15 protein-coding genes and 1 pseudogene are annotated in these 22,510 nt (G+C 68.8%); 6 read left to right on the forward strand and 10 right to left on the reverse strand.

The genetic code is table 11. From position 1 onward, the window contains the following. Positions 1 to 92: 92 nt before the first annotated feature. A pseudogene (locus tag ACZ63H_RS29875) lies at positions 93 to 1,289 on the reverse strand (NF041680 family putative transposase); the annotation flags it as partial. Between the two features lie 139 nt (positions 1,290 to 1,428). Here ACZ63H_RS29875 and ACZ63H_RS29880 point away from each other — a divergent pair. Together ACZ63H_RS29880 and ACZ63H_RS29885 are read left to right on the forward strand one after the other, a co-directional pair. Beyond that, entirely contained in the window at positions 1,429 to 1,914 is a 486-nt protein-coding gene (locus ACZ63H_RS29880; RefSeq protein ID WP_469870357.1) for a GNAT family N-acetyltransferase, read from the forward strand. Positions 1,915 to 2,451: 537 nt separating this feature from the next. Next, positions 2,452 to 2,766, forward strand: a complete 315-nt coding sequence (locus tag ACZ63H_RS29885; protein ID WP_469870359.1) for a hypothetical protein — start codon at positions 2,452 to 2,454, stop codon at positions 2,764 to 2,766. A 76-nt stretch (positions 2,767 to 2,842) separates the two neighbouring features. On the opposite strand, the gene ACZ63H_RS29890 is transcribed toward ACZ63H_RS29885, so the two are convergent. Next, positions 2,843 to 2,965 carry a hypothetical protein gene (locus ACZ63H_RS29890; protein ID WP_469870361.1) on the reverse strand — a complete coding sequence of 41 codons (123 nt, stop codon included), beginning with the start codon at positions 2,963 to 2,965 and terminating at the stop codon, positions 2,843 to 2,845. 267 nt (positions 2,966 to 3,232) lie between these two features. Here ACZ63H_RS29890 and ACZ63H_RS29895 point away from each other — a divergent pair, with 267 nt between their 5' ends. Then, the gene (locus ACZ63H_RS29895; protein ID WP_469870363.1) at positions 3,233 to 4,084 is read left to right on the forward strand and encodes a hypothetical protein; all 852 of its coding nucleotides are present in this window, start codon (positions 3,233 to 3,235) and stop codon (positions 4,082 to 4,084) included. A 401-nt stretch (positions 4,085 to 4,485) separates the two neighbouring features. Here the strand turns inward: ACZ63H_RS29895 and ACZ63H_RS29900 are convergent, their stop codons facing one another. From ACZ63H_RS29900 to ACZ63H_RS29935, 8 genes are all read right to left on the reverse strand, one after another. Next, entirely contained in the window at positions 4,486 to 5,409 is a 924-nt protein-coding gene (locus tag ACZ63H_RS29900; RefSeq protein WP_469870365.1) for a YncE family protein, read from the reverse strand. Between the two features lie 250 nt (positions 5,410 to 5,659). Beyond that, the gene (locus ACZ63H_RS29905) at positions 5,660 to 6,541 is read right to left on the reverse strand and encodes a hypothetical protein (RefSeq protein WP_469870367.1); all 882 of its coding nucleotides are present in this window, start codon (positions 6,539 to 6,541) and stop codon (positions 5,660 to 5,662) included. Positions 6,542 to 6,681: 140 nt separating this feature from the next. Then, complete coding sequence (locus ACZ63H_RS29910) at positions 6,682 to 7,389, reverse strand: hypothetical protein (RefSeq protein WP_469870369.1); 708 nt, start codon at positions 7,387 to 7,389, stop codon at positions 6,682 to 6,684. An 85-nt stretch (positions 7,390 to 7,474) separates the two neighbouring features. Beyond that, on the reverse strand, positions 7,475 to 8,266 hold the full coding sequence (locus tag ACZ63H_RS29915; protein ID WP_469870371.1) for a hypothetical protein: 792 nt from the start codon (positions 8,264 to 8,266) through the stop codon (positions 7,475 to 7,477). A gap of 136 nt (positions 8,267 to 8,402) precedes the next feature. Beyond that, on the reverse strand, positions 8,403 to 11,975 hold the full coding sequence (locus ACZ63H_RS29920; RefSeq protein ID WP_469870373.1) for a hypothetical protein: 3,573 nt from the start codon (positions 11,973 to 11,975) through the stop codon (positions 8,403 to 8,405). Positions 11,976 to 12,160: 185 nt separating this feature from the next. After that, positions 12,161 to 14,623 (reverse strand): hypothetical protein, encoded by a 2,463-nt coding sequence (locus ACZ63H_RS29925; RefSeq protein ID WP_469870374.1) that lies wholly within the window; start codon positions 14,621 to 14,623, stop codon positions 12,161 to 12,163. A gap of 1,252 nt (positions 14,624 to 15,875) precedes the next feature. After that, entirely contained in the window at positions 15,876 to 16,940 is a 1,065-nt protein-coding gene (locus tag ACZ63H_RS29930) for a ferritin-like domain-containing protein (protein ID WP_469870376.1), read from the reverse strand. Between the two features lie 83 nt (positions 16,941 to 17,023). Continuing rightward, entirely contained in the window at positions 17,024 to 17,731 is a 708-nt protein-coding gene (locus ACZ63H_RS29935; protein WP_469870378.1) for an AfsR/SARP family transcriptional regulator, read from the reverse strand. A gap of 770 nt (positions 17,732 to 18,501) precedes the next feature. Between ACZ63H_RS29935 and ACZ63H_RS29940 the strand changes: the two genes are divergently transcribed. From ACZ63H_RS29940 to ACZ63H_RS29950, 3 genes are all read left to right on the forward strand, one after another. Then, the gene (locus ACZ63H_RS29940; protein WP_469870380.1) at positions 18,502 to 18,627 is read left to right on the forward strand and encodes a hypothetical protein; all 126 of its coding nucleotides are present in this window, start codon (positions 18,502 to 18,504) and stop codon (positions 18,625 to 18,627) included. 125 nt (positions 18,628 to 18,752) lie between these two features. Continuing rightward, positions 18,753 to 19,703 (forward strand): hypothetical protein, encoded by a 951-nt coding sequence (locus tag ACZ63H_RS29945; protein ID WP_469870382.1) that lies wholly within the window; start codon positions 18,753 to 18,755, stop codon positions 19,701 to 19,703. A 1,461-nt stretch (positions 19,704 to 21,164) separates the two neighbouring features. Beyond that, positions 21,165 to 22,478 (forward strand): sporulation protein, encoded by a 1,314-nt coding sequence (locus ACZ63H_RS29950; protein ID WP_469870384.1) that lies wholly within the window; start codon positions 21,165 to 21,167, stop codon positions 22,476 to 22,478. The last annotated feature ends 32 nt before the right edge of the window (positions 22,479 to 22,510 follow it).

A 22,510-nucleotide genomic window follows, 5' to 3' on the forward strand; every position in this document is an offset into this window, starting at 1 on the left:
CGTTCCCACTCGGCATCCGTCAGATCTCCCCGCCCCATGCCCCCATCAACGACACCACTGCGAAGTAGTCACATGATCGGCCGGACACGTCCTAGCGGGCGGGCGAGGCGGAGCTGGGTGTGGGCGGCGATGATGTGCCAGGTCCACAGGTCGGCGGTGTCCGCGTGGCGGATCTTCGGGGTGGTCCAGCCGAGGGTCTGTTTCATGAGCCGGAAGGTGTGTTCCAGGTCGAATCTGCGGAGGAACGACTGCCACCAGCGGTCGATGTCTGCGGGTGTGGCGCCGGTGGCTGAGCACCACAGCCAGAGGGGTTTCGGGTCGCGGTTGCCCGGCAGGTGCTCGACCTTCAGCCGGATCAACGTGGCGTGAAGGAGGGGAAGTTCCTCGTGGGCATGGTCGAGCCAGGGGCCGCGGTGGGTGAGTCTGGGGTGCATCCGGTCCCAGGCCGTCGCCTCGGCGGTGCCGTATCGGGTGGTGCTGGTGGAGGTAGTGACGTCGGGGGTGTGCCAGGTGTCGGGCTTGGCGGGGGTGAGGACACCGCCGTGCCGACGGGGGCGTCCTCCGCGCGGTCCGGAGCGGGCGGGGCCGGCATCGCGGAGCATGACGCGGTCCGAGCGCAGACGTCCGACCAGCACCACCGGGAGGTCCGCCAGGGCGTGGGTGAGGTAGGCGGTGTCGTAGCCGGAGTCCATGACGATCAAGATCTCGGCATCGCCCGGCCGCCAGTGCCCGGCCGCGATCAACCGGACGACTGTGTCACGGAGTTGGCGGGCGGTGACCTGAGTGGCGTCATCCGCCGGACCCAGGCGGACCGCGTCCAGGAGCGCGACCCAGGAAGTGCGGCCCGTTTCCAGAGCGGCGACGAAGGAGTACGGCCAGCCAGGCACGAACTGGTCCGTCTTGCGGTCGCCGCGTCCGTAGACGTGACAGAACAGCCGCTCGTCGCTGGTCGGCGCATCGGGCCGCAGCCAGTGCGACACATCCACAGCGAGCACGATCCGTCCGTCGGCCGCCCTCGGCAGCGGCAGGCCGGCCAGAGCGCGGCGCAGTCGAACCGGCTCCAGCCAGCCCCGGTCCAGCGCGGCATACAGGGCGCCATGCCCACGCTGGTGCTCGACTGCCAGGGACAGCTCGACCAGCGTCTTCACCGGCCCGTCCGCGCACAGCACCGCGTCGGTGAGCTCGAAGAGCGCATCCGCCCGCTGGTAGAGACACTCGTAGAACTCGACCCGAAAGCGGGACAACAGACCCAACGCCTCACCTCCGGGCACATCGACGGGCAGACTCATGGGCAGCGGCCGTTCTCTCGTTCTTCGTTACTCGACATCTCGAAGCGTGGAGAACGGCCGCCTCCGCTGTCCCGTGAAAAACCGCAGGTCAGCAGGACGAGTGACCCGCGATGTTAAACGCCAAGGTGAGACTCAGGGCATGATCCGTACCGCGGCCCCCGCCGACATCCCCGTCCTCCACACCCTGATTCGCGAGCTCGCCGAGTACGAAAAGGCACTCGACCAGGCCAGGGCGACGAAGGAGCAACTCACCGAGGCCCTGTTCGGCGAGCGCCCGGCTGCCTACGCGCACGTGGCCGAGGACGCCGTTGGGGAAGTCGTGGGCTTCGCGCTGTGGTTCCTCAACTTCTCCACCTGGCGGGGTGTGCACGGCATCTACCTGGAGGACCTGTACGTCCGTCCCGGAGCCCGCGGCGGCGGCCACGGCAAGGCCCTGCTGACGGAGCTCGCCCGCATCTGCGTCGCACGCGGTTACGAGCGCCTGGAATGGTCGGTACTGAACTGGAACCGTCCCGCGATCGACTTCTACGAGGCACTGGGCGCCCGTCCCCAGGACGAGTGGGCGGTGTACCGGCTCACGGACGAAGCGCTGACCGCTCTGGGGGGCCAGGGCGGCCGGCCGTAGCCGAGTTCCGAACCGGGTGATCCGCGCGGCCCACCTCGGCCGTCTGCAAGGTGTCGTCGAAGGACTGGAGCAACGTTTGGTACACCGCCTGGAACAACACCAGGACCGGCGCGTGTACGACCCCCAACCTGTCCAGCCCCGGGAGCGGGTACACGAGCGAGGTGAGGGTGACGGTGTGCCTGCCCGGGATGGCGATCAGGACAGCGTGATCGTAGGAGCCGCGCCGGGTGGAGCGAGGGCGCAGATGGATGGCGCACAGGCTGCTGGCCTGTTCCGGGAAGGTGAGGTGGAAGATGGCCGGTTGACCCGGGACCAGGGTCTGCGGAGTCTCGACGTCGAGCGGCGGAAGGGTTGTCGGGCGGCTGAGGGCCGGACCGCACTTGGGGCGCCAGACGGTGCGGCGGCTGGTGAGTTGGAGAGGACTGGCCAGGCGATCGTATTCCCGGGGCGCGTGGTAGTGCCCGCACGGGGGTGCCTCTACGGGGTTCGTCACGGAATCGAGCTGCGTTCGGCCGGGCTGACGGGCAGCATGGCGGCATGCCGGATCTGCTGTGGGATGATGTCAGGAACTTCCCCGACCCTGACCTGATGGGTGCGCTGCCTGATGTCTCCGTGACCGACACCTCGGTCGATGACTGGCAGGCGGTGTTCGACCTGGCCGGGGCGAGCGGGTGCCATGGGAGTACTCGGAAGGCTGCGTTCGCGCCCTCGGTGCAGGAGGTGCTGTCACGGCCCACGGACGCGGACACGGCCCTGCTGAAGGTATGGCCTGTCGCGGATATGCAGTTGAACTTCTGGCCGATGTCGGCCGGTGAGATCGACTCGGGCGCCGGCTGGGCAGGCCCGTGCTGATGACCGGAGAAGGAGACCGAGGGCAGCCGGTGCTCGGGCCCTCGACGCTGAGAGCGACCTCGGTCTTCAGATCGGGTCAGCGCTCCTGGCGGCGGGCGGCGAAGGCTTTCGCCTCAGCGTCGTCGAGGTTGCACACGGTGACCGCGGCAAGGTCGCACACAACGGCTTCGAGGTAGGCGAGGATCTCGAAGCCGGTCACACCGCGGCGGGCCAGTAGGATGCCGGTGCCGGGGACGGATGACCCCAACATGACCGCCGCGAGCGCGGCGCTCGCCGCGGTACGGCACCATCCGGCCGACGGCCAGCACAGCCTCGTGAGCAGCGCGTCCCGCCGGAACGATCACCTCAACGTAGTGCGGACACGGCCTGGCCCGCCGGGTGGCGCCCCCCGGCGTACAGGAGCACCCTGAAACAGGGGAAAGGCCGCAACAGACACCGCGATTCGATTGTTGACAAGGTAATCGCCATGGCCGAGAAAATTATGAATCCTCAACAAAAGGACCTCGGTGCGCTGATGGAGCGGGCCGGGAGGCGCAATTCCACCGTTCCCTTCGAGGGCTACAGCCAGGAGGACGGCAACATCCCGGGGAACATGCTGGTGGCGGTGTCCGACGCATGCGTCTACTCGTTCGCCAAGTCCGACATCATGGAAAAGGAACAGCTCGGTGAGGACCGGGTCAGGGTATGGGTGAGGGCAGGAGTCACGGCATTCCGGTTGAGCCGGATGCGCGCCGGTGAGCCGGATCCCCTTACCGTCGCCATGGAGAACATCGCACCGCCGACCTCTTCTCGGCTGGAGGGGGACCCGGCCCCCTCGGGCCGGGTGACCGTCGATCAGATGGAACACATCGCCCCTCCGCCGTCCGAGGACTTGGCGGGTGCTCCGCGCCCCGCCGGCCGAGGCATGGCCCAGCTGGCGGTCCCCCGCACCCTCCCGCCCCTCTCCTCCGTGGGGAGCCATTGGACGGAATCGTGTCTGGGCGGTGACGCGTACGCCAACAACTGCGCACACTTCCTTTCCGACGCCTTCATCCGGGCGGGATACTCGGAACTCGCCACAGCCAACCCCCACATCCACGCTCGGTGCGGCACCCCGGCCCGTCGGCCCATCCGGGCCCGGGACATGTGGGCCTGGTTCCAGTCCCGGGCGGTGCGCACGAGCCGCACCCCGACGCAGCACACGGGATGGTGGGCCGTTTTCCAGCTCGATGAAGCCGTGTACTGGGGCGGCCATGTGCTGCTGCTCGACACCGACACGTGGACGTACTACGGGACCGGCTACCACGGCACCTGGAACCAGTACCTCTACCAGTGGTAATCCCTGATCCCCGGGCGTAAGCAGCCGGGTGACCGGTGGGGTACGACGGGGGCGGGCCAGGCCTCCGCCGGCCGCGCCCCGACCGAGAGCGCCACCGCCTCAAGCCTGCTGTACGAGGTAGCAGGCGGAAGCGTGTGTACTCCGCGAAATCCACCACCGGCTCGAAGCCCAACCCCGCCTGAGCAGGGCGACGTGACGTCGGCGAAGGTGTCGGTGGAGCCGAGTTCGCGCTCCGCGTAGCCCTACAGGGCGGCGCACGCCGCGGTCGGAGAGCCAGTAGCGCGTGCCGTAGCGGGGGATGGGCAACGGCAAGCAGAGCGAGCCGCCCGATCAGTTCGCCGCCCGACGACGAGCCAGGGGTCGAGCGCCGCAGTCCTGCGGTTTGAGCACGGCGGGCGCGGTCAGTGACCGTCGGCAGCGTCAAGCACTGAAAGGGTGCCGTCACCGCTGTTGGCGACATAGACCCGATTGCTGTGGGGCTCGACGGCCACCCCTTCCGGTTTGGTTCCTACCGGGATCGTGGCGGTTACGCTGCCGGACCCGGCATCGATCACCCTTACGCTGCCGTCGGAGTGGCTGACGTAGACGTTCCCCCGAGGATCGACCGCCACATCGACCGGGTGCGCACCGACGTCCACATCGACCACGCTACCGGTAGTGACGTCGATCCTTGAAACCGTCGTAGAGCCGGAGTTGGCGACGTAGGCGCGACGCCTGGGGGAGTCGACGGCAATACCGCTGGGCCGCCGCCTGACCGGGATGGTCGCAACCGTTTGATGTGTCGAGGGGTCGATTGCCGACACGGTGTCGAAGTCGGGTTGTGTGACGTACAAGCGGTGATCGATGGGATCGACAGCCACACCAAGAGAGCGATGAACAGTGATGGGTACGGGGAAGACGACGGGTGGGACGGTGCTGGTGTGAACTATCGCCACTCTGTCACCACTGCGGTTGCTCACGTAGGCGCGGCTGAGGATGTGATCGACGGCTACCCTCGCCATGTCGGGCGGTGGCTCAAGCAGGCCTCCGACGTTCAGGGTACTGACGACAACGTTGAGCCTGTTGATCACGGACACGGTGTGATCACCGCTGTTGGCGACGAACGTGCCGAACTGTGGATCGGATGCCACGCTCTCCGGGAAGAATCCGACATTAACAGTGACGGGCGTTGTCTCGGCCGAGAAATCGATCACAGACACGGAATTGCTGCCGCTGTTGGTGACAAAGACCCGGTTGTGGACATCCACCGCCACGCCGGTCGGCCTGTTCCCTACCGGAATGGTGGCCGCGACATACAGCTGGTCGGTGTTGAATATTTTACTCATGTCATGAGTTGGGGTAGTCCAGGGTTTGGGTACCGCTGAAGTCGGAGGAATCCGACCGGTGTGTCACGCTGCTCCGGGCGCGCGTCGGTCGCTGTACGGCCTGAGGGGGCTGCGGCTCCTTCGTCGGCGCACGGCTTATATCACTTCACTGCCGAGTCTTCCACCATTCCGCCCAATGTGCATGTCGGAGAAATGGTCAGTCGGCCTGGCGTACCGTCTGCGTGACAATGACAGGGCCGTCGACGCCGATTCAGGGTGGATTGTGATCAGGATCACTCGGGAGTCCGTGAAAACCTGCATCATGGAAGCAGGTTTCGCATTGGAACTCGTCGGGCGGCATCCGCGGAACGAATCTCTTGCATTTTGCGAAGCATCCTTCGTCGGGGAGGCACATGGTGGGGAATCTCGGCCACACAACCGTGAAGCTGACCCGAGAATGCGCAAGATCCGGGTCGTTCGTATTGAAGGTGTGCACAAATTCTTGCGACCGTTCTCCGCGCCCTGCCACGAGAGGCTTGCATTTGGCGGAAACTGAGTGCGCGTCGTGAGGGGAGATCGAGTTGGGGCGGGCCGTTATGATGCAGGGAGACCCACTGCCGCCCAATAGCGAGCCGACTGCATCTTTGATGATCAACGGTGCGGTGCCCACGTTGTGCACGCCGATTCCGTGAGTGGTTTCTACTTCACTCCCTTGCAGGTGGGGTCGTGAGAAGTCTGCCCAGGGCTGAAGGGTCTCGTCCTCCGTGTGCGAGATGAAGCCGACGAATTCCAGCGCTTCGGGCTCGTTGTTCTTGATCTGCAGTAGCCAGGGGCCGGAGGGGGCGCCGTGGTTGAGGGTCACCAGATAGGTGTCGATGTCCTCAGCCGAACGGCGGCAATCGGCTGTTGCCACGCTCGTTCCTCCGCTTCCCGGGATGTCTACCGGGCCGGCACCCTCCTCCACCGCCGTGGGATCGCCCAGGCCTGCCTTGATCAAGAACGTCGGCGGCGCGCCGCCGTGTACGACGTTGGCCTCCAGATGCGCGATCGTCCGGAGGAACGTCTGCTCGGCACCCAGCAGCACGACGAACTCCATCGGAGAGGTCGTCTCGTTCTCGGCCAGACGGGAGGTTCGGAACGGTTCGTATACCATGATCCATTTCTCCTTGCTGCATTCGGTCGAATGCGTGTCACCTGAGGCGCGCACCTGTCCGTTCGCGAACCGTTCGTCGGGAGCGCTGTGTGTTTCACCCGCGGTTCAGAGGATCGATGTCAAGTGATCCGGTGTGCCCCTCAGGCTGGGTCGGCCACAATCTGCAAGGTGGTGTGGGCGGTCTTGTCGTCGTTGGTTCTGAACGTGTGTTCGAGGTTCATGCGGCTGCGCACGTCCCCGCATCTGAACACCAGGTGATCGACGCCATGCGGGGCGATCTCCGCAGGACGGTGGACAAGGACGACGGGGGATTCCTGCCCGCCGACCGGCGTTTCCGGACTGTCGTCGATCGTGAGCGTTCCGGTCCCCCAGTTCCGCACGACGACGAAGCCGGCCGGGCTTCTGCCAGTGATGGACAGTTTGTCGTCCACTGCCATCCACGGCTGGAACGTGTCGTCCTTGACGTTCGAGTTGACCCAGACGAAACGCAACGTCCGGTCGGCCTTGTTCTTGATCCGCAGTCGCCAGCTGGTCCTCGATTCCGTGTGGTTGACGACCGTCAGGAGATAGAGGTCGTCGTTCAAGCGCCGACAGCGCGCCGTCCCTCCTTCCTTCGGGCCGGGGATGACGACCTCCGTGTCGTCCGCGGCAACCGTGGTGATGAGGCCCTCGCCCAGTTTGATCCCGAAGGTGGGGGCGGCACGGTTCAGCGGTGTGTTGTCGGTCCACAGGGCGATGAACCGCAGGAACATCGGCACCGGCTCGATCGGTACCTCGAAGGCGACCAGCGGGCCGGTCTGGCCGGGGGTCAGCGTCAGCGGCTCGTCCGAGGGGAAAATCTGGATCACGCTCATTGCATATCCCCGTTTCTCACGGCGTGGAGAGAGGCCGTGCCCGGCGTCGGGGCAGCGGCCCGTTCTCCAGATCGCTGCCCTAGACGTTCCGGTGGTCGGGCGGGACATCGAAGTGCTCGGCCCCCCGATGCCCGCAGGTCTCGCAGGGACCGCCCACCGCGAGCGGTGGCGGCACGAAGGCAGGGCACCGCCCGCAGGCTCGGCAGAAGGCCGGTTCCTCGTCCGGCGAGTCGTGCAGGGCGGAACGGGGCAGGACCTCGAACAACAGGGTCGTGTGTGCGCGGTTCATGTCGTTGGTGTCGAAGGTGTGGCTGAAGCGGTCCGCGAAGGAGACCTGTCCGCACTCGACCACCAGCTCGTCCGTGTCGTGCGGGGCGATCGACGCGGGCCGCCGCCGCAGGACCACCGGCGAACGGTCCGAACCCAGCCGGGTGCCCGGCGGATCGTGGATGACCAGTGGCGCGGTGCCCGAGTTCCGGACCGTGATCGGGGTCTCGGGGTTCTCACCGTGCAGCGCCGGCAGACCACCGTGGGACGTGGTGGCGCACTCCAGCGCCATCCATGGCTGCAGGGTCTCTTCCTCGCGGTACGACGCGACACAGGTGAACCGCAAGGTCTCCGCGTCGTTGTTGGTGATGCGCAGGTGCCAGGGTCCGGGGTCCTCCTCGAGCCCGGACAGGGCGATGAGGTAGCTGGCCGCGGGCTGCCGCCTGACCACGGCCAGGGCCACGACGTCACCCTCGGTCTCACAGATCTCGACCTTGCCCCTCCCGGCGTCCACGGGGGTGAGCCGGCCGTCACGACCGGACTTGAGCTCGAACGTCGGGTCGCGCCCGACGAGCGGACGGTTGTCGTGCCAGAGAGCGATCACGCGGATGAACATTTCGGTTGCCTCGATGGGCACGCCGAACGGGAGGGGTGGCCCGGTAGCGCCCCCGCGGAGTTCGAGTGGCTCTGTCTCCGGCAAGAGTTGGAACACCATTGGTCTTTCCTCCGGGCGTGGGCAGTCATGTGAGTTCGGCGAGGTCGGCGTAGACGAGGCCCGCCGGCCCGCCCGCCGCTCCGGGAGCGGACTCGGCCTCGGTGACGGCGATACGCATCGGCCGTGCGTCGGTGGGCCGCAGGTCGAGTGCGAGGTTGTCCCCGAGCCGCCCGGTCGTCTGCGCCAGGGTGGTCCAGCCTGATGGCCCGATCAGACCGTCCCGGGCCGCGCGTGGGTCACCGGCGAATGCCTGCAGCTCAGCACGGACCGTGGTGAAGGGAGGCCCGGTCGGTCCCGGACCACTGAGGACGACTCCCGCCCGGCCGGCGTTGCGGGTGATGACGAGATCGCGCGGCGGGAGGAGCCGGACCGGTTCCATCGCCAGCGGCGGGGACAACTGCTGGTCGAGGTCGGCGGTGTTCTCCTGGTAGCGAGCCAGCGACAGCCGGACGAACGGGCGGTACGAGGCCGCGGCGAGGGGGGAGAGGTCGAGGTCGACGAACCAGCAGTCGGCCTCCTCGTCGTAGTTCGAGGATGCGTCCAGGTGGTGGGCCATTGCCACGGCCGGGGCGCCCTGCAGTTCCGCCGGCTTCACCGTCCCAGAGACGTCCGCGCGGACGTGGGTGTCGTCGAGGACGGCGGGCAGTGCCGTGGTGGCCTGCAGAGGGTCGCGGCCGGCCAGGCTGAGGTGGCGCCGTTGCTGGTCGGTGGGCGGCGCCGACGACCGTGGCCAGGCCAGGACGGCGAGCGCCTCGTCGGCGCCGGTGACGAACCATGGCCGTTCGAGCATGACGCGCAGGCCGCCTCCGCTGCGCGACGACCGGATCACTGCTCCGCCGCTTTCGACGGACCGGGTCCACCGGGCGCTCGGTACGACGTGGCGGACCTTGGGGGCCGGAGGCCTGGTCGTGCTCGCCACGTCGGTTGCCTCGGCGAGCTTCCCGGTGACCGTGCAGGCTTGCGGATCCTGTGCGATGACCCGGCCGAAGTATTCGCCGAAACGGGAGACGGCGGTGACCGTGTAGCGGACCTTCCGGCGCCGCGTGTCGCCGAACTCGTGGCGCATCGGCGGGAACGCACCGTCGGGTGGCTTCAGCAGGGGTGGCTTGTGCGCGATCTCGAACGAGCCGACGTTCGCCATGATCCGCCTCGTCACCGGCCGGGCGGGGATGATGTCCTCGACATCGTCCCATTCCGCCTGGACGTCGATCCGGCCGGTGCTGCGTACGTCGATGTGGAATGCCGACGTCTCCAGCTCGGCGTCTGTGTCGCCCATGTGCCGGACGGCACGGAACCGGCCGGCGGGGTGGGCCAGGGGGCGTTGCACCGCGTGGACCAGGGTGACGGTGCGCGGTGGGCTCACCAGCGGGTTGCGGCCGTACTCCGCCTCGATGTTGACCGGGTTGCTCGCATCCTGCGTGGCACCGGCCCAGTGCGGGATGCCCAGGTCCGGGACGGCCAGCATGGAGGGACACGAGGGGATGTCGACGGTGACCTGCTCGGCCGGCCCCAGCGAGACCGTGAACGTGCGAGGGCCGGAACCGGGGCTGCGTCTGATGGTGCACCCGTCGGCAGCCGGCTCGACCCGCAGCGCGATGGGCTCCATGTCCGGCCAGGTCCCCCGCCACAGGCTCTGGGAGTCCTTCGAGTCGAACCCGTCGGCGGTTCCCGGATTGCCGGTGACCGGATCGGTCGGCCGCGGCCGGTTCCGGAGGTTGACCCAGATCGTCCCGCGGTCGGCCAGCCATGCCGGTTTCGGGAACGGGGGGTCCGCGGGGACGACTACATAGGTGCCCGAGCCGTCCGGGGCTGTCTCGAGGCGTGCCCCGGCGATCTCCGCGACGTCCTTGTCCGCGCGGGTGGCGATCTCGTACTGATTGCGGACCTCGTCCAGGGAGGCATCCGGTCCGAACGCGGTACTGAAGGCCCCTTCGTACTGCAGGGCCAGCTCGAACGAGCTCTTCGGCGGGAACAGGTAACGGAGCTCGGCGGCCGGGTAGCCGTGTGCCGCGGCGTAGGCGGCCGGGTCGGTTCCACGCTCGGTCCGTACGACCATGCGGTGCGGTCCCGCGCCGTCGACGTAGGCCGCGGTCGGCAACAGCTCCGGTGCCGGATGGGGCTCGAAGCGCCGGTGGACGATCTTCTCAGTGGCGTCCTCCGAGCCGGGCTGGTCGCGCCGCAACCCACCGCCGGCGAGGTCGACCAGCCGCGCCCGGAACCGATAGGTCGAGCCGAACTTCAGTCGGGGCAGCGACCCGTCGACGGCCTTGGCGGTGGCGGTGAACGGCGTCGACGGCTCGGCCCCGACCGGATCCACCACCCGGTCCGGGCGGGGCACCACCTGGTTCCAGCCGTCCCAGCGGGCCACGATCTCATGGACGTGGAGCGCGGTGCCCGCACCGGAGCTGGTCGTCGCCGAGCCGACGGGGACGAAGCCCTCGTCCAGCAGGCCCGGCAGACCGGGTTCTGGGGGGAGGGCGACCTCGCCGACGGTGTAGCGGACCTGGCGTCGGCACAGCGAGTGCCACTTTCCGGCGGCGAAGACGTCGAGCCGGTACCCCGCGAGCAGGTTCTCTGCGGTCAGCGGTGAGCCCAGGAGTTTTTGCGGCGTGTCCCGGTCGGTGGCTCGCTGCAGGCGTGCGGAGTGTTCCTCCCGGCGGTTGCGTTCGATCAGGGAGAAGCCGGTGGAGCGCAGCGCGGGCAGACCGGCGGCGTGTGCCGCCTCCGGTGGCACCTGGCCGCGGTCCGACTGGGCGATGCTGACCATCCGCAGCGACGCACTGTCGACGTCGAACGGCATGACCGCGTAGGGGGAGTTCGTGGGCGTGCCCGCCAGGGTGACCTTGGCCAGGGGCAGCATCCCCTGGGGGCGGGCGGTCCCCGCTACCGGCGGCATCAGCGGGACGAACCGGGAGCCGGCCAGCGAGTAGGCGGTCGTCGGCCGCAGATCGTCCTGGCGGGCGTTGGTCCAGCCGGCCGGGGCACCGGGGTCGGGATCGGGCCACAGGGGCTCCACGCGGAGGTGTGCGGGGCCGTCCGTGGAGGCCAGCTCGGCCACCGGCACGGCGAAGTCGACCACCAGGCCTAGCGTGCGCAGCAGGAGGGGATGGCCGGCCAGCCGGGCGACGACGTCATGGAAGTCCAGGACCCGGGCCTCCTCCTCGGCGGGCGTCGTGAGGCCGGGGTTCTCCCGGAGGTAGAACAGGTAGGCCCGCACCAGCGGTGATTCCTCGGCTTCGCCGGTGTTGCGGCCGGAGAGTGTCGCCGCGAACTGCCAGTTCCGCGCGATCTCCTGCAACGCCTCCTCCCGCCGGGCGCGCTGCCGGTGGTCGCGGGCGTCGGTCCGGGCGAGGGCCCGCGTGGTCCGGGCGTACGCCTGCTTGATCACCGTACCGGCCTCGTCCGCCGGGAAGACCCGAACCTGACGGTCCCGGTAGCTGGTCGGCTGATAGGGCCGGACGGGCAGGGAGGCGGGGAACGCCGTGTGCCACGCGGACAGTTGCTGCTCCGTCGTGCAGAGAGGCCGGCCGTCCTCGGTGGTGGGGCGGAGCCGCGTGAGGGTGAGCCGCCGGTCGCCCCGGTGGGCGGCGAAGTCCATATCCTTCAGGCGCGACGGCCAGGTCTGCATACCGAACTGCGCGACGGTCGGCGTGGTCCCGGTCGGGGCGAGCAACCGGGGGGTGAGTAGCACTGAGAACAGGGCCCGGCTTCCTTCGGTGGTCTCCGCGCGGCCCCCGGGTATGACGGTCCATACGAACTGACGGGTGAGGGCGAGCGCCATGATCACTCCCGTGTGAATGCCTTGCAATAGGTGTGCCAGGGGAACGACGATCCGACCGGACCCCATGCGTGCTGCACAGAGGACGGGTTCGCGGCCGTGAGCGCGACCGTGTCGTGGGGGGCCACGGCCTGCTCCGAACCGGTGAACGTCTTCTCGCAGGTGATCTCGACGGAGGTGGACCAGAAGGTGAGGTCGATCGCGATGACGAGCCGGGCCTTGCCGCGCAGGACGTTCGGTTCGACGAAGGTCAGGCTGATCGTGAGTTCGACGGAGACCGAGATCAGGCCCAGGACCCGGACGGATCCGCCGATGCGCAGGTAGCCCGCGATCTCGATCGTGCTGCCCCGCTTGGTGAACACGATGCCACCGAAGACGTGCACCTCACCGCGGGCGACACCGAAGTCCATCGCCACGGCGGCTCCGAACTCGATGCCGCCGACGAACCGCTCCAGGCCGGAGTCGTCACCGCCGGCCCGAATGCCCAGTTCCAGGTAGCCGCCGCCACCGAATCCCATCACGGTCACCAGGAACGGACGGTCCCGCGCCCCGAAGGAGAAGTCGACCGTCACCGGATCGTCGCCGAGCGACAGGGTGATGCCGGCCTGCAGCAGCAGGTTCTGCAGGACGAACACCCCCAACTGCGGAGGTGGTGAGACGGCGAGCGCGTACCGGACCCGCACCTCGCGGCTGCCGATGTCCACGGTGGGCGCCTTGCCGCCGATGCCCGGGAGGTAGCTGCTGAGCTTCTGTACGAACTTCAGCTGCTGGCCGAGCCGCGCCGAGCTGATCACCAGCGTGGTCTTCGGGAGCTCGCCCGGTTCGGCGTGGAACCGCAAGGCGGTGAACCCGAGCTTGACCAGGTACTTGTCGTCCTCGGGGGAGGGGATGCCGATGGCGAAGTTGGTCACCGTGCCGTCGGTCGTGGTCCGTGGCCGGCCGCCGACCAGCTCCGTCCGTACGTCGAGTGTCACCCTGCAATCGGCCAGGGGCTTGAAGGGGCCTTTCTCGCGGGTCAGGGACTCGGTCCAGTGCAGGGTGGCCCGCGGCGTGGGAGTGCGTGACCATATGATCGTCGGACGTTCGGTGACCTGGCCGATGATGTCCACCAAGGGGACGACACCGAGCAGCTTGGCGCCGCGGTCGAACAGCTTCGCCGGGTCGGTGGGCAAATTCGCCACCGTGGGACCCAGCTCGCGATGGATCCGGTCCACGGCCATCGACGGCGCGGCCGCGACGGCGGCCCGGGCGGCGGCGAAGTTCACCGGGACCTTGTCAGGGAGCTCCAGGAGGACGTCCGGCGGTGACACGGACCCCGCGGCGTCCGCAATCTCCCGCGCCAGCGTTGCGCGGATGGTCGTGTGCTGCCCCAGCAACTGCTGCACGGCGGGTAGCAGCACCTCGAGCCCGGCGATCCGAGGGTGGAACGCGGTACCGCTCCCAATCCTGGTCGCTGCGAGGGTGAGCGTCCGGACGTGCTGTTCGGTGCGCTCGACCGCCTCCACGACCTTGTCCGCCCGCCGGCGCAACACCAGCGGAACGGCCCGGTCGACGACGGCCGTCGGCGGTCCAGGGGTCACCTCGGCATCCTCCCGCGGCCCCCCTTGCGCGTACAGGGCGTTGAGGTGCCCGACATCGGTGCCCTTCTCGGCGAAGATCAGCGGCAGCCGCAGGGGAACGACGTCGCCGGCGGAGGATGCGTGGACCGTGAACATCACCGGGCGGCCGTCCCGGGTCAGCCAATGGGCGCGGTCGCTGGACGGGGGCCGGTCGAGCGGCGTCACCAGCACGGGCTCGATCGCCACTCGGTGGAACGGAAACTCACGTTCGTGCCGTTGCTCGATGCCGTACTCGAGGACGGGCTGCGTCACGACCAGCGTGAGGGTGCGGTGCAGTCCCGCCACCCCGGTGACCGGGTCGAACTTGCGTTCAGTCACCTCGACGGTGGATGCCTCGTTCCCGAAGGGGAACAGGACGCCGCGCTGCAGCAGCCGGACGTAGACGTCGCGCCCCATCACGACACGGTGGGTCCACTCCAGGTCGGGGTAGCTCACCGAACCGGAGAACCACGCTCCGCACGCGGAGAGGACGAGCGTGTCGACGGCGACGGGCGTACCGGGGTGGTCGTGGCCCCGGGCGGCGATCTTCTTGACGCCGTCAGCGAGCGGGGTGCTGTCGGAGAATGGCGTCTCCAGCGGCAGGCTGGCGAAGGGAAAGACGGCCGAGTACGCGGGCGAGGACGGCGCCAGGACACGGGTGTGCCAGAGCGCGGTGACGCCGGCGTCACTGGTCGCGGGTCGGCGGGGATGCCGGCAGCGAGCCTTGTCCTCGACGGCGAGCAGCAGCCGCCACGGCAGCTCGAGCGTGCTGGCCTTTCCTTGCTCGCGAGGCGTGCCGACCAGCTTCAGCTCGTTCGCCGCGGCGAGCACACCCTCGACGGTCAGGGGGATGACGCGACCGGTCGGCACGATGAAGTGCAGGCTGGTCGGACCCGCCGGGCGCCCCTGTACCGAGGGCGAGCCAACCACGCTCTCCGCGACGTGCTGCGGCTGAAGGTCGACGATCAGGCGGCCTTCGCCCGTGGCGACCCATTCCCTGACCCCGGCGGTACTGGTTCTTTCCTGCAGGCCTGTCGAACGGATCGTCAGCGACACGAGATCACTCGGACGCAGGACTGAATACTGATCCGTGGCACTCATGGCGGACCTCGAAAGTCGTTCGGGTCGCCCGGATTCGATCCTTTGAACAATCCGCTCGTGAGATGTTCGGAGTGAAGGAGATCGTGTGGTCGCCCGAGTCCGGGTGCCGGCCCTCGTTACTTCATTCTCCGCCGGGCGGCAACGCCCCGCATCTGGAGCCGAGGTGGGGCGTTGCCGTCCGGCGGAGCGCCCCCGGCCGGACGCCTCGCGGGCGGCCGGGGCCCCTGCGAGCCGCTCACCGGCAGTCGCCTTGCCGCTGGAGCGCGGGTGGCGGCTGCGCCGAATTGGCTGAGGCATGGCGGGAAGTTGACCGGCCGACTTCGTTGAGGGCCGAGTGATTGATCGCGGCAGCCCGCCGTGGATCGTCCTTGGCCGTCATGAGGGAAGCCAACTCGGTAAGGGAGATCGCCCGGGATCGCTTGCACGCCTCAGGGTGGCCGCTCACCGCGGCCTCGAATCGGCGAGCGGCACGTCGGGGATCCTGTCCGGCCACTAGGCAATGCGTCTCAGTGGCTGCCGCCTCGGCCCCGCGTTGGACGAGGCGCGGCCGGCGCCGGTCGAACGCCAGGCGGCCGGACTTCCACACCGCGAGTTCGCCGTCCGGACCGGCGTCCGCCGGACGTTGCGCGAGGGCCGCCGCGCGGATCTGGGGAGCGAGGCGGTCATGTCCGTTTCCTGCCGTAAGCGCAGCAGCACCCGCTCGTGCGTGTGTCCGGCGAGCCGGACGCGGAAGCCGTCCCCTATCGGTTCGGCGGCCCACCGGCTGGGCAGGGCGGGGCTGTCCACGGCTGTCGTCGACCGGGCGATGCCGCTGATGGTCGGCGGGACGTGGCCGCCCCTGTCGCTGTCGGCTTCTCGCCCGGGCGAACAGCGCCTCCACGGCTTCGTCCCGCACGCCGCGGATCCGGAAGTCGCTCAGACCGCTCGCCCGTTCCACCGCCGCCCTGCTCGCCTCCGACGGCGTATACGGGGCCACCCGGAAGCTCTCCGGTTCCTCACCGGGCCGACCTGCCGGTCGGTCCTAGTCGTCGACGTACTGGAACTCCGGTCCGTAGGTCTTGCCGCCGCTGCCCGGGACTTCGCGGAGCATGAGGGCCCGGGCCGGCCCCTTGAGACCGAACATCTTGAAGACGGCTTCGTCGAGGAGGCCGGTCGCCGTGTCCGGGGTGTTCGCCTGCCAGGCGTCCTCCAGCAGGTCCAGCATCCGGCTGTACGCCTGGTTGCTCTGGTCCAGCAGTTCCCGTGTCTGGGCGTCGGGGGTCGGCTGCCCCGGTGCTCCCCAGCCGCCCTCGGGCACCGTACCCATCGGGCGGGTACCGGGCATCGCGATGACGTCTCCGGTGAACTCCCACCGGTCCGGGTTCTCGGCGACCTTGATCAGCTTGCGGCCGTGGAAGAGCTCCCGGAAGACGTAGAAGTGCGCGAGCTCGCCGGTCACTCCGGGGTGCGGATTCTCCGGCGAGGCGGAGGTGCCCTCGCCCTGCTCCTTGATCACCTCGATGGCCGCCTCCACGTCGGCAAGCGAATTGAGTGCCACGAGGCTGTTTCCCGCGCCATGGTGCTGCATGTCCCGTTCGAGCTGGTGAGTCCCGGTGATCAGCTCCGCGTGGTCCTGAAACGCTTCCAGGATCGCGGTGTAGAACGCTCCGATGGAGGCGTGCGACCGGGCCTCCGCGATCGGATCGTCGGGCTTCTCGATCTGCGCGAACTGATCCAGGGAATCCTTCGACAGCCCGCTCAGGAAGACGGTCAGCGACGGACGTACACCGCCGGGCAGTGGACCGGGGTACTTCGGCACCGTGTGCACGTCGCCGAGGCGGGGGACTCCACCGATGGTGGTGAGCATGTTCGCGGCGAGGCCGAGGTGGGACATCTCGTCGAAGACGATCCGCTTGAGCGCCTTCAACACGTCCCCGCTCTGAGGCTCGATGGACCACATCGCGGACAAATACGGCGGAAGAGTGGCGAGTTCCAGCATCACCGCCTGCTGAAGTGACTCTTTGAGCCAGTCGGCGTCGCGGCGCTCGGCGGGCTCCTCCATCAGCTCGACGATCCGGTTGCTCCGGTATTCGAGAACTGGCGTCATGGACAACCCCTTCCGCAGCGCTTAGATACCCTTTTGTCCTGGAAAGGCTAGGCCGGTGCCGTCAGCGTTGTGTCACCGCGCTGTTATCGGTGGGCCGCCGGAATCATCCGGGAGAGTTGAGCGGACGGCTCCAGGCCCAGCTCGTCCCGGAGCAGCTGCCGATACGCGCGGTAGTGCCGTACGGCCTCGATCACATTGCCCTCCGACAGGTGCGCCGCCACGACCGCCCGGTGCGCGCTCTCCCGGAGCGGCTCGATCCGTATGCTCGCAAGCGCTGCCTCCAGGGCCAGAGCCGGGCTGCCCTGTCGGGTTAGCCCGTACGCCAGGGCGTCCAGTGCGTGCAGCCGCAGCTGGCGCAGCCGCTCACGCTCGAGAAGCACCCACTCCTCATCCCAGCCGGGCAGCAGCTCACCGTCGCCCAGCAAGACCGGTGGCGCGGGGCCGTGCGCAGGCGGAGCCTCCGCGCGCACGACACTGAGCGCCGTCTCGGCCAGGGCATGGGCGTCCACCCGAAGGGCATCGGTGAGCGCCACCGACTCCCCGCTGCACCGCACGAGCGGCCGCTCGCCGTGCGGCAGCTTCCACAACGTGGTACGGAGGCTGCCCCGGGCATGTTCCTCGGTCACATCCGGCCACAGCGTCCCGGCCAGGACACTGCGACCGACGCGCCCGCGCAGCCCCACGAAAGCGAGGAGCCGCTGCGCATTGCCGCACAGCTCGACCGGCCCGGCGGCGGACTCCAGACGGAACTGGCCGAGCAGCCGCAACTGAGCAAGAGTGACGGTCGGCATCTACCCCTCTCCTAGGGCGTGTGCGTGGGCACGACCGAGCCGGGCAGGCCTCTTCTACCGTACGACAGGGAACCGGTGGCGACGCGCCGAGCCGGGGCGGCGCCCCGCGCGGACCGCGTTCGCGGGCCCCGACGCCCAGAGACGAGACAGGGAATGACCGTACAAGGAGCGCCCCAGCGCACGTGGCCGTAGACCTCGAATCAGCGGCGGCCCCGCCCGGCCCTTGGCGCGTCCCGCGTCGGACGAACGCCGCTTCGGATCGCGCCGCCTCGGACGACCGCCGCGCGCCCGGGCCCTCCTCCGCCAACCGGTACACCTTTCAACCAGGAATTGGCGATGAACCGGCACGTCAGCCGCGTTCCAGGGATCCTTCGGGACCCGGCTGCTGACGGCCCTCGTCCGGCAGGTAGCCGAGGAGGACCGGAACGCTGATCCGGGTGGCGGCTTCTTCGCCCGTCGGCTGCGAGCTGGTTGTCCTGGCAGGCCGAGATCACTTCCCAGGTGCCGGTGGATGTTGCAGAACTCACGGGCTTGAACCTGGGGCCGCTACCGGCCGCGGACCGCTTGCCTCCGCACGTACGCGCCGCAAAGCGGTGGACGCGATTCGTCGTCCCACCCGGGCACCAGGTCGCCCTCGGCGAACAGGACCTTCGGGGGTCACCGAACCCGTCAGTATGTGTCGAGGCCGCTCTCACGAGCATACGGAGCGAACCCTTACGTGAGAGGGGGCATCGCGTCGTCGTCGCCGCGCAGGTGATGTCGACGAAGCGGTGCGGCACTACGACGCGTTCCGGCGCCTGCTGCGCGAGGAACTCGGTGTGCCAACCTCGCCCATGTTCACGCGGATGCTCCCCACAGCCCCTTCCAGGTGGGCCGGAGCGCCGGCACGGCGATGACGGTGGGATGACACATGCCGCCTACCGTCGTGAATCGGGGCGAACGCGTCTCTCTGCTGTGGCCGGAAGACCAACCCCTTCGCTCCATCGTCCGCCACTTCCCGCCCCGCAGAGCAGGTGATCTTATGACCGGCACTATCTTTGACCCTTCCGCCCCGGCTCGCATCGTCGGACCGGAGATGCCCGGCGCAACGGTGGACACGCGTGAGGTATTCACCCGCCTCACCAAGGAGTACCCCGACGAGAACGTGGAGGCCGCCCGACACGCGTTCCTGATGAGCAAGCTCCACCTGGTGAGAACCCACCCGGACGTCGAACTCGCCGACCGCGAGCGCATGGTGACCGCCATGGCCGAGCGGCTAGAGCTCGGCGACGAGGCCATGCGGACGCCGGTACCGGGAGGAGTGGGCTACGGCGTCTACTACAACGAGGTCTTCAAGCGGGCTTTCGCGACGGGCACCGCACTGGGCTGGGACATCATCTGCCCCAGCGCACCCGGGGGCAACGTCAACAACTACCTGTACGTCACGGCCATGAACCGTGCGGTCCTCGGAGTCGAGGCCTTCGTCTCGTACTACGCACAGACACCGCCGCGCTTCAAGGTGTACGACTGGGCCAGGCCCGCCACACCTTGGCAGCTCGACATTCCGCTGTCGTCCCTGGGCCCCTACCTCAGGACCGTCGCCTCTCACGGCGAGATCTTCCAGGTCATGGGGGTAACGAACGCCACGGTCGAGGTGGCCTCCGGAACGTGGCGCAACGAGGTGCAGCTGTGGAACGCCAGCACGGGAAATCAGGATCTGGTCTACCAGTTCGACTACGCGGCGACGCTGGCCAAGCAGACTGCGGCCGACTACAACGGGTCATGGGGGCCGATCGTCGAAACCTTCCAGACCGCCTACTCGGGCACCATCCCCCTGGGCGGCCTTGCCATATCCCTCGTCACGCGAGATGTTAACGGCAACTGGGGTCCCTGGAGCCTGCTGCCCTGGTACAACAGCTACATCCGCACGGACAACGTCGGTTTCTACGTCCAGTTCCTCGACCCGAACTACAACTTCTCCGTCAAGAGCTGACTCTCCAGGGAACCAACCGCCATGTCCGGAATTCCGCCCCGTGTTCCGTCGGACGACGAGCGCCCTCCGGGGCCGCCCGCCGACCGACGCGAGCAGTTCGCCCGCGAGTCCCGCGAAGCTCCCCGGGATCCCGCTGCCGAGCGGGCCTTCATCGAGGGACGGATCGGCATGATCCGGTCGGATCCTCGACTGTCGGACCCGGAGAAGGAAAGGGCGGTCGCGGACCTGCTGCGTGCTCTCCGGTCGACCGGTGAGACATCCGGCGGGGAATCCGAGGGCGGAGAGCCCGACAACCGGAAGTCCGATGCCCGGGAACCCGGCGATCAGGGAACCGATCCCCGCAGGACGAAGGACTGACCATCATGCGTACCGCAGTACGCGACCAGCTCTTCACCTTTTCCCGTGCCATCGGCAACAGGACCGGCCCAGTGGCGGAGGCCCTGGCGCCCGCTTCCCTCGGTGCGCCGTTCACCGCAACAGTGACAATGCGAAGGCCCCCGACCCCGAGATTGCCGCTGAGCGGACCAACCTCAGGGCAGCGGTACGGCCACGACGTGAGTGCACGCCCATGCGGGCGCCTGCCCGGCAGTACGCGACAATTGGCTCCGGCAACTCGTTGAACGCGAACCAGTCCATCGCGTCGCCCACCTCCGGTTCCATGACCTGCGGCGTGCCGCGCCAGCGCCGCCCCCGATCCGAGCCCCACCCGGAAGGAGAAGCCGAAGCGGCGCACCGGCGCGGTCGTACGCCGCGACGGCCGCGAGCCGGTCGGCCTCGGCGGCGCGATCGGGGGCCGGTACGGAGGGCCGGGCACCTCGGGTCAGCGGCGGGGCCGGCTCCGGAGCGGCCCGGAGGGTGGGTGCGGGACACGGCAGGGGCGGGTCGGTCCACCGGTTCGTCCGGAGTTCGGGCGGCGGGCCGGTCGGGCGCCGTGGCGGCAGCCGGGGTGACGGCCGCGGGTCGCCGGGCAGGACCGGTGGGTGGGGGCGCCGTGTGGGAGCCGGTCGCCAGGGCCGGAGGGCAGGAGGACGGGGAGGGCGGTCAGCAGAGCCAGGGCGTTGAGCAGAGAGGCCGGGAGCAGGGGGGCCGGGAGCTGGCCGGCCAGCGGGACGTAGGCGCACAGCAGTGCCGCGGCGCACCGGGCCCACCTCCCGAGGCGCCCGGAATTCCACTTGCCGTTCTTGCCGTTCATACGCCTTCCCCCTCCATTCCGAAATGGATTTCCCACCGTTCTCCGCAGGCTTTTCATCAGGAGATCAGATGGCGCCGAAGATCCGGCAGGGCTCACGAGGGGGCTCATGGATCGCGGCGCACGCTCGCGCCAACTGCCCCCCGCTATGCTGGCGTTGAAGCGCACGTCGGCACTCGGAGGAGGTAGCGCAGGTGACCCACGTGACGGGGGAGAAGAATTCCCGGCCACAGCGTAACGTCCGGCTGGAAAGCTTGATCGAGGAATCCGGCATGAGTCACAAGAGACTCGCCCACCGACTCAATCAGATCTGTCAGTCGCACGGAATCACCAGCGAATACACCCACACCTCCCTGGCCAACTGGTGCCGGCGCGGCGTACACCCGCGCTGGCCCGTGCCGCAGCACCTGTGCGAAGTGCTGTCCGAAGGTCTCGGCAGGCCGGTGGGGCTTGCGGAGATCGGCATGGAACGCCCCGGTCACCTGGACCAGGACGCAGGTCTGGACTTCCCGCGGGACCGGCGCGACGCGATCACCGAAGCCTCGTCGTATTGGAGCACCTTGAACCGGAGGACCTTCCTCGCCAGCTCACCCTTCGTCGTCTCGGCCTTCGCGGAGCCCGTGACCCGGTGGCTGATCAACCCGACCGAGCCCCTGGCATCGCCCTCCGGGCGCATCACCGTGGGCCCGTCACACATCCAGGAACTCCGGGCGGCGGCCGACTCCGCCCGGCTGTGGGACTCCCGCTTCGGCGGAGCGACCTGGAAATCCGAATCGCTCACCACCTACCTGTACGAACGTGTCACCCCGCTGCTCGGCGGCCGGTACTCCGAACGGGACGGGCGCGAACTGTTCTCGGTGACCGCCGAGATGGCCCGCCTCGCCGGCTGGACCGCCTTCGATGCCGGTCAGCACCAGGTGGCGCAGCGGCACTTCATCCAGGCGCTCCGGCTGGCCAAGGCGGGCAGCGACGTCCACCTCGGCTCCTACGTGCTGACCACCATGGCCATGCAGGCCCTGATGCGCGGCTTCACCTCGCAGGCTGTCGACATGGCCCAGGGCGCCTTCGAGCGCGTCCCCTCCGCCGACCCCCGAGTGCTGGGCTTCGCCAAGCTCATCGAGGCCCGCGCGCACGCCCGGCAGAAGAACGCGCGGGCGGCGGCCTCCTGCCTGGCCCTGGCCGAGCGCCTCCAAGAACGGGGTACGGCGGAGGGGACCGGGGAGCGGACCTGGATCGAGTTCTTCTCCCGCCAGCGGATCGTCACCGACGCCACGGAGATCTTCCGGGACCTGGGCCGGCCCAAGGCCACCTTCGCCTGGCACGCCCTCGGCTCCATGCCCGGCGACGCCTACGCCCGCTCACGCGGGATCCGCCTGTCCGTCCTGGCCACCGCCTACGCCCAGGCCGGTGAACTGGACCGCTCGCTGCGCCTGGGCGGGGAGTCCCTGCGCCTGTTCGGCCGGCTGCAGAGCATCCGCGGCCTGGACTACCTGAAGATTTACACCAACTCCTTGGCCCCCTGGCGCCGCGAGCCAGCCGTAGTGGCGTACCTGAACGACGTACGGCAGCTGACGACAGCCGCCTGAGCCCGGGCACCGGCAACCTGCCGCAGCAGAGC

This window comes from Streptomyces sp. NPDC104831, from assembly GCF_055583025.1.

Coding starts and splice junctions, on each gene's coding strand:
- ACZ63H_RS29935 (WP_469870378.1), bottom strand. CDS start 17,731: ATGCCGACCGTCACTCTTGCTCAGTTGCGGCTGCTCGGCCAGTTCCGT.
- ACZ63H_RS29895 (WP_469870363.1), top strand. CDS start 3,233: ATGGCCGAGAAAATTATGAATCCTCAACAAAAGGACCTCGGTGCGCTG.
- ACZ63H_RS29930 (WP_469870376.1), bottom strand. CDS start 16,940: ATGACGCCAGTTCTCGAATACCGGAGCAACCGGATCGTCGAGCTGATG.
- ACZ63H_RS29880 (WP_469870357.1), top strand. CDS start 1,429: ATGATCCGTACCGCGGCCCCCGCCGACATCCCCGTCCTCCACACCCTG.
- ACZ63H_RS29945 (WP_469870382.1), top strand. CDS start 18,753: ATGACCGGCACTATCTTTGACCCTTCCGCCCCGGCTCGCATCGTCGGA.
- ACZ63H_RS29885 (WP_469870359.1), top strand. CDS start 2,452: ATGCCGGATCTGCTGTGGGATGATGTCAGGAACTTCCCCGACCCTGAC.
- ACZ63H_RS29920 (WP_469870373.1), bottom strand. CDS start 11,975: ATGGACTTCGCCGCCCACCGGGGCGACCGGCGGCTCACCCTCACGCGG.
- ACZ63H_RS29950 (WP_469870384.1), top strand. CDS start 21,165: ATGAGTCACAAGAGACTCGCCCACCGACTCAATCAGATCTGTCAGTCG.
- ACZ63H_RS29905 (WP_469870367.1), bottom strand. CDS start 6,541: ATGGTATACGAACCGTTCCGAACCTCCCGTCTGGCCGAGAACGAGACG.
- ACZ63H_RS29900 (WP_469870365.1), bottom strand. CDS start 5,409: ATGAGTAAAATATTCAACACCGACCAGCTGTATGTCGCGGCCACCATT.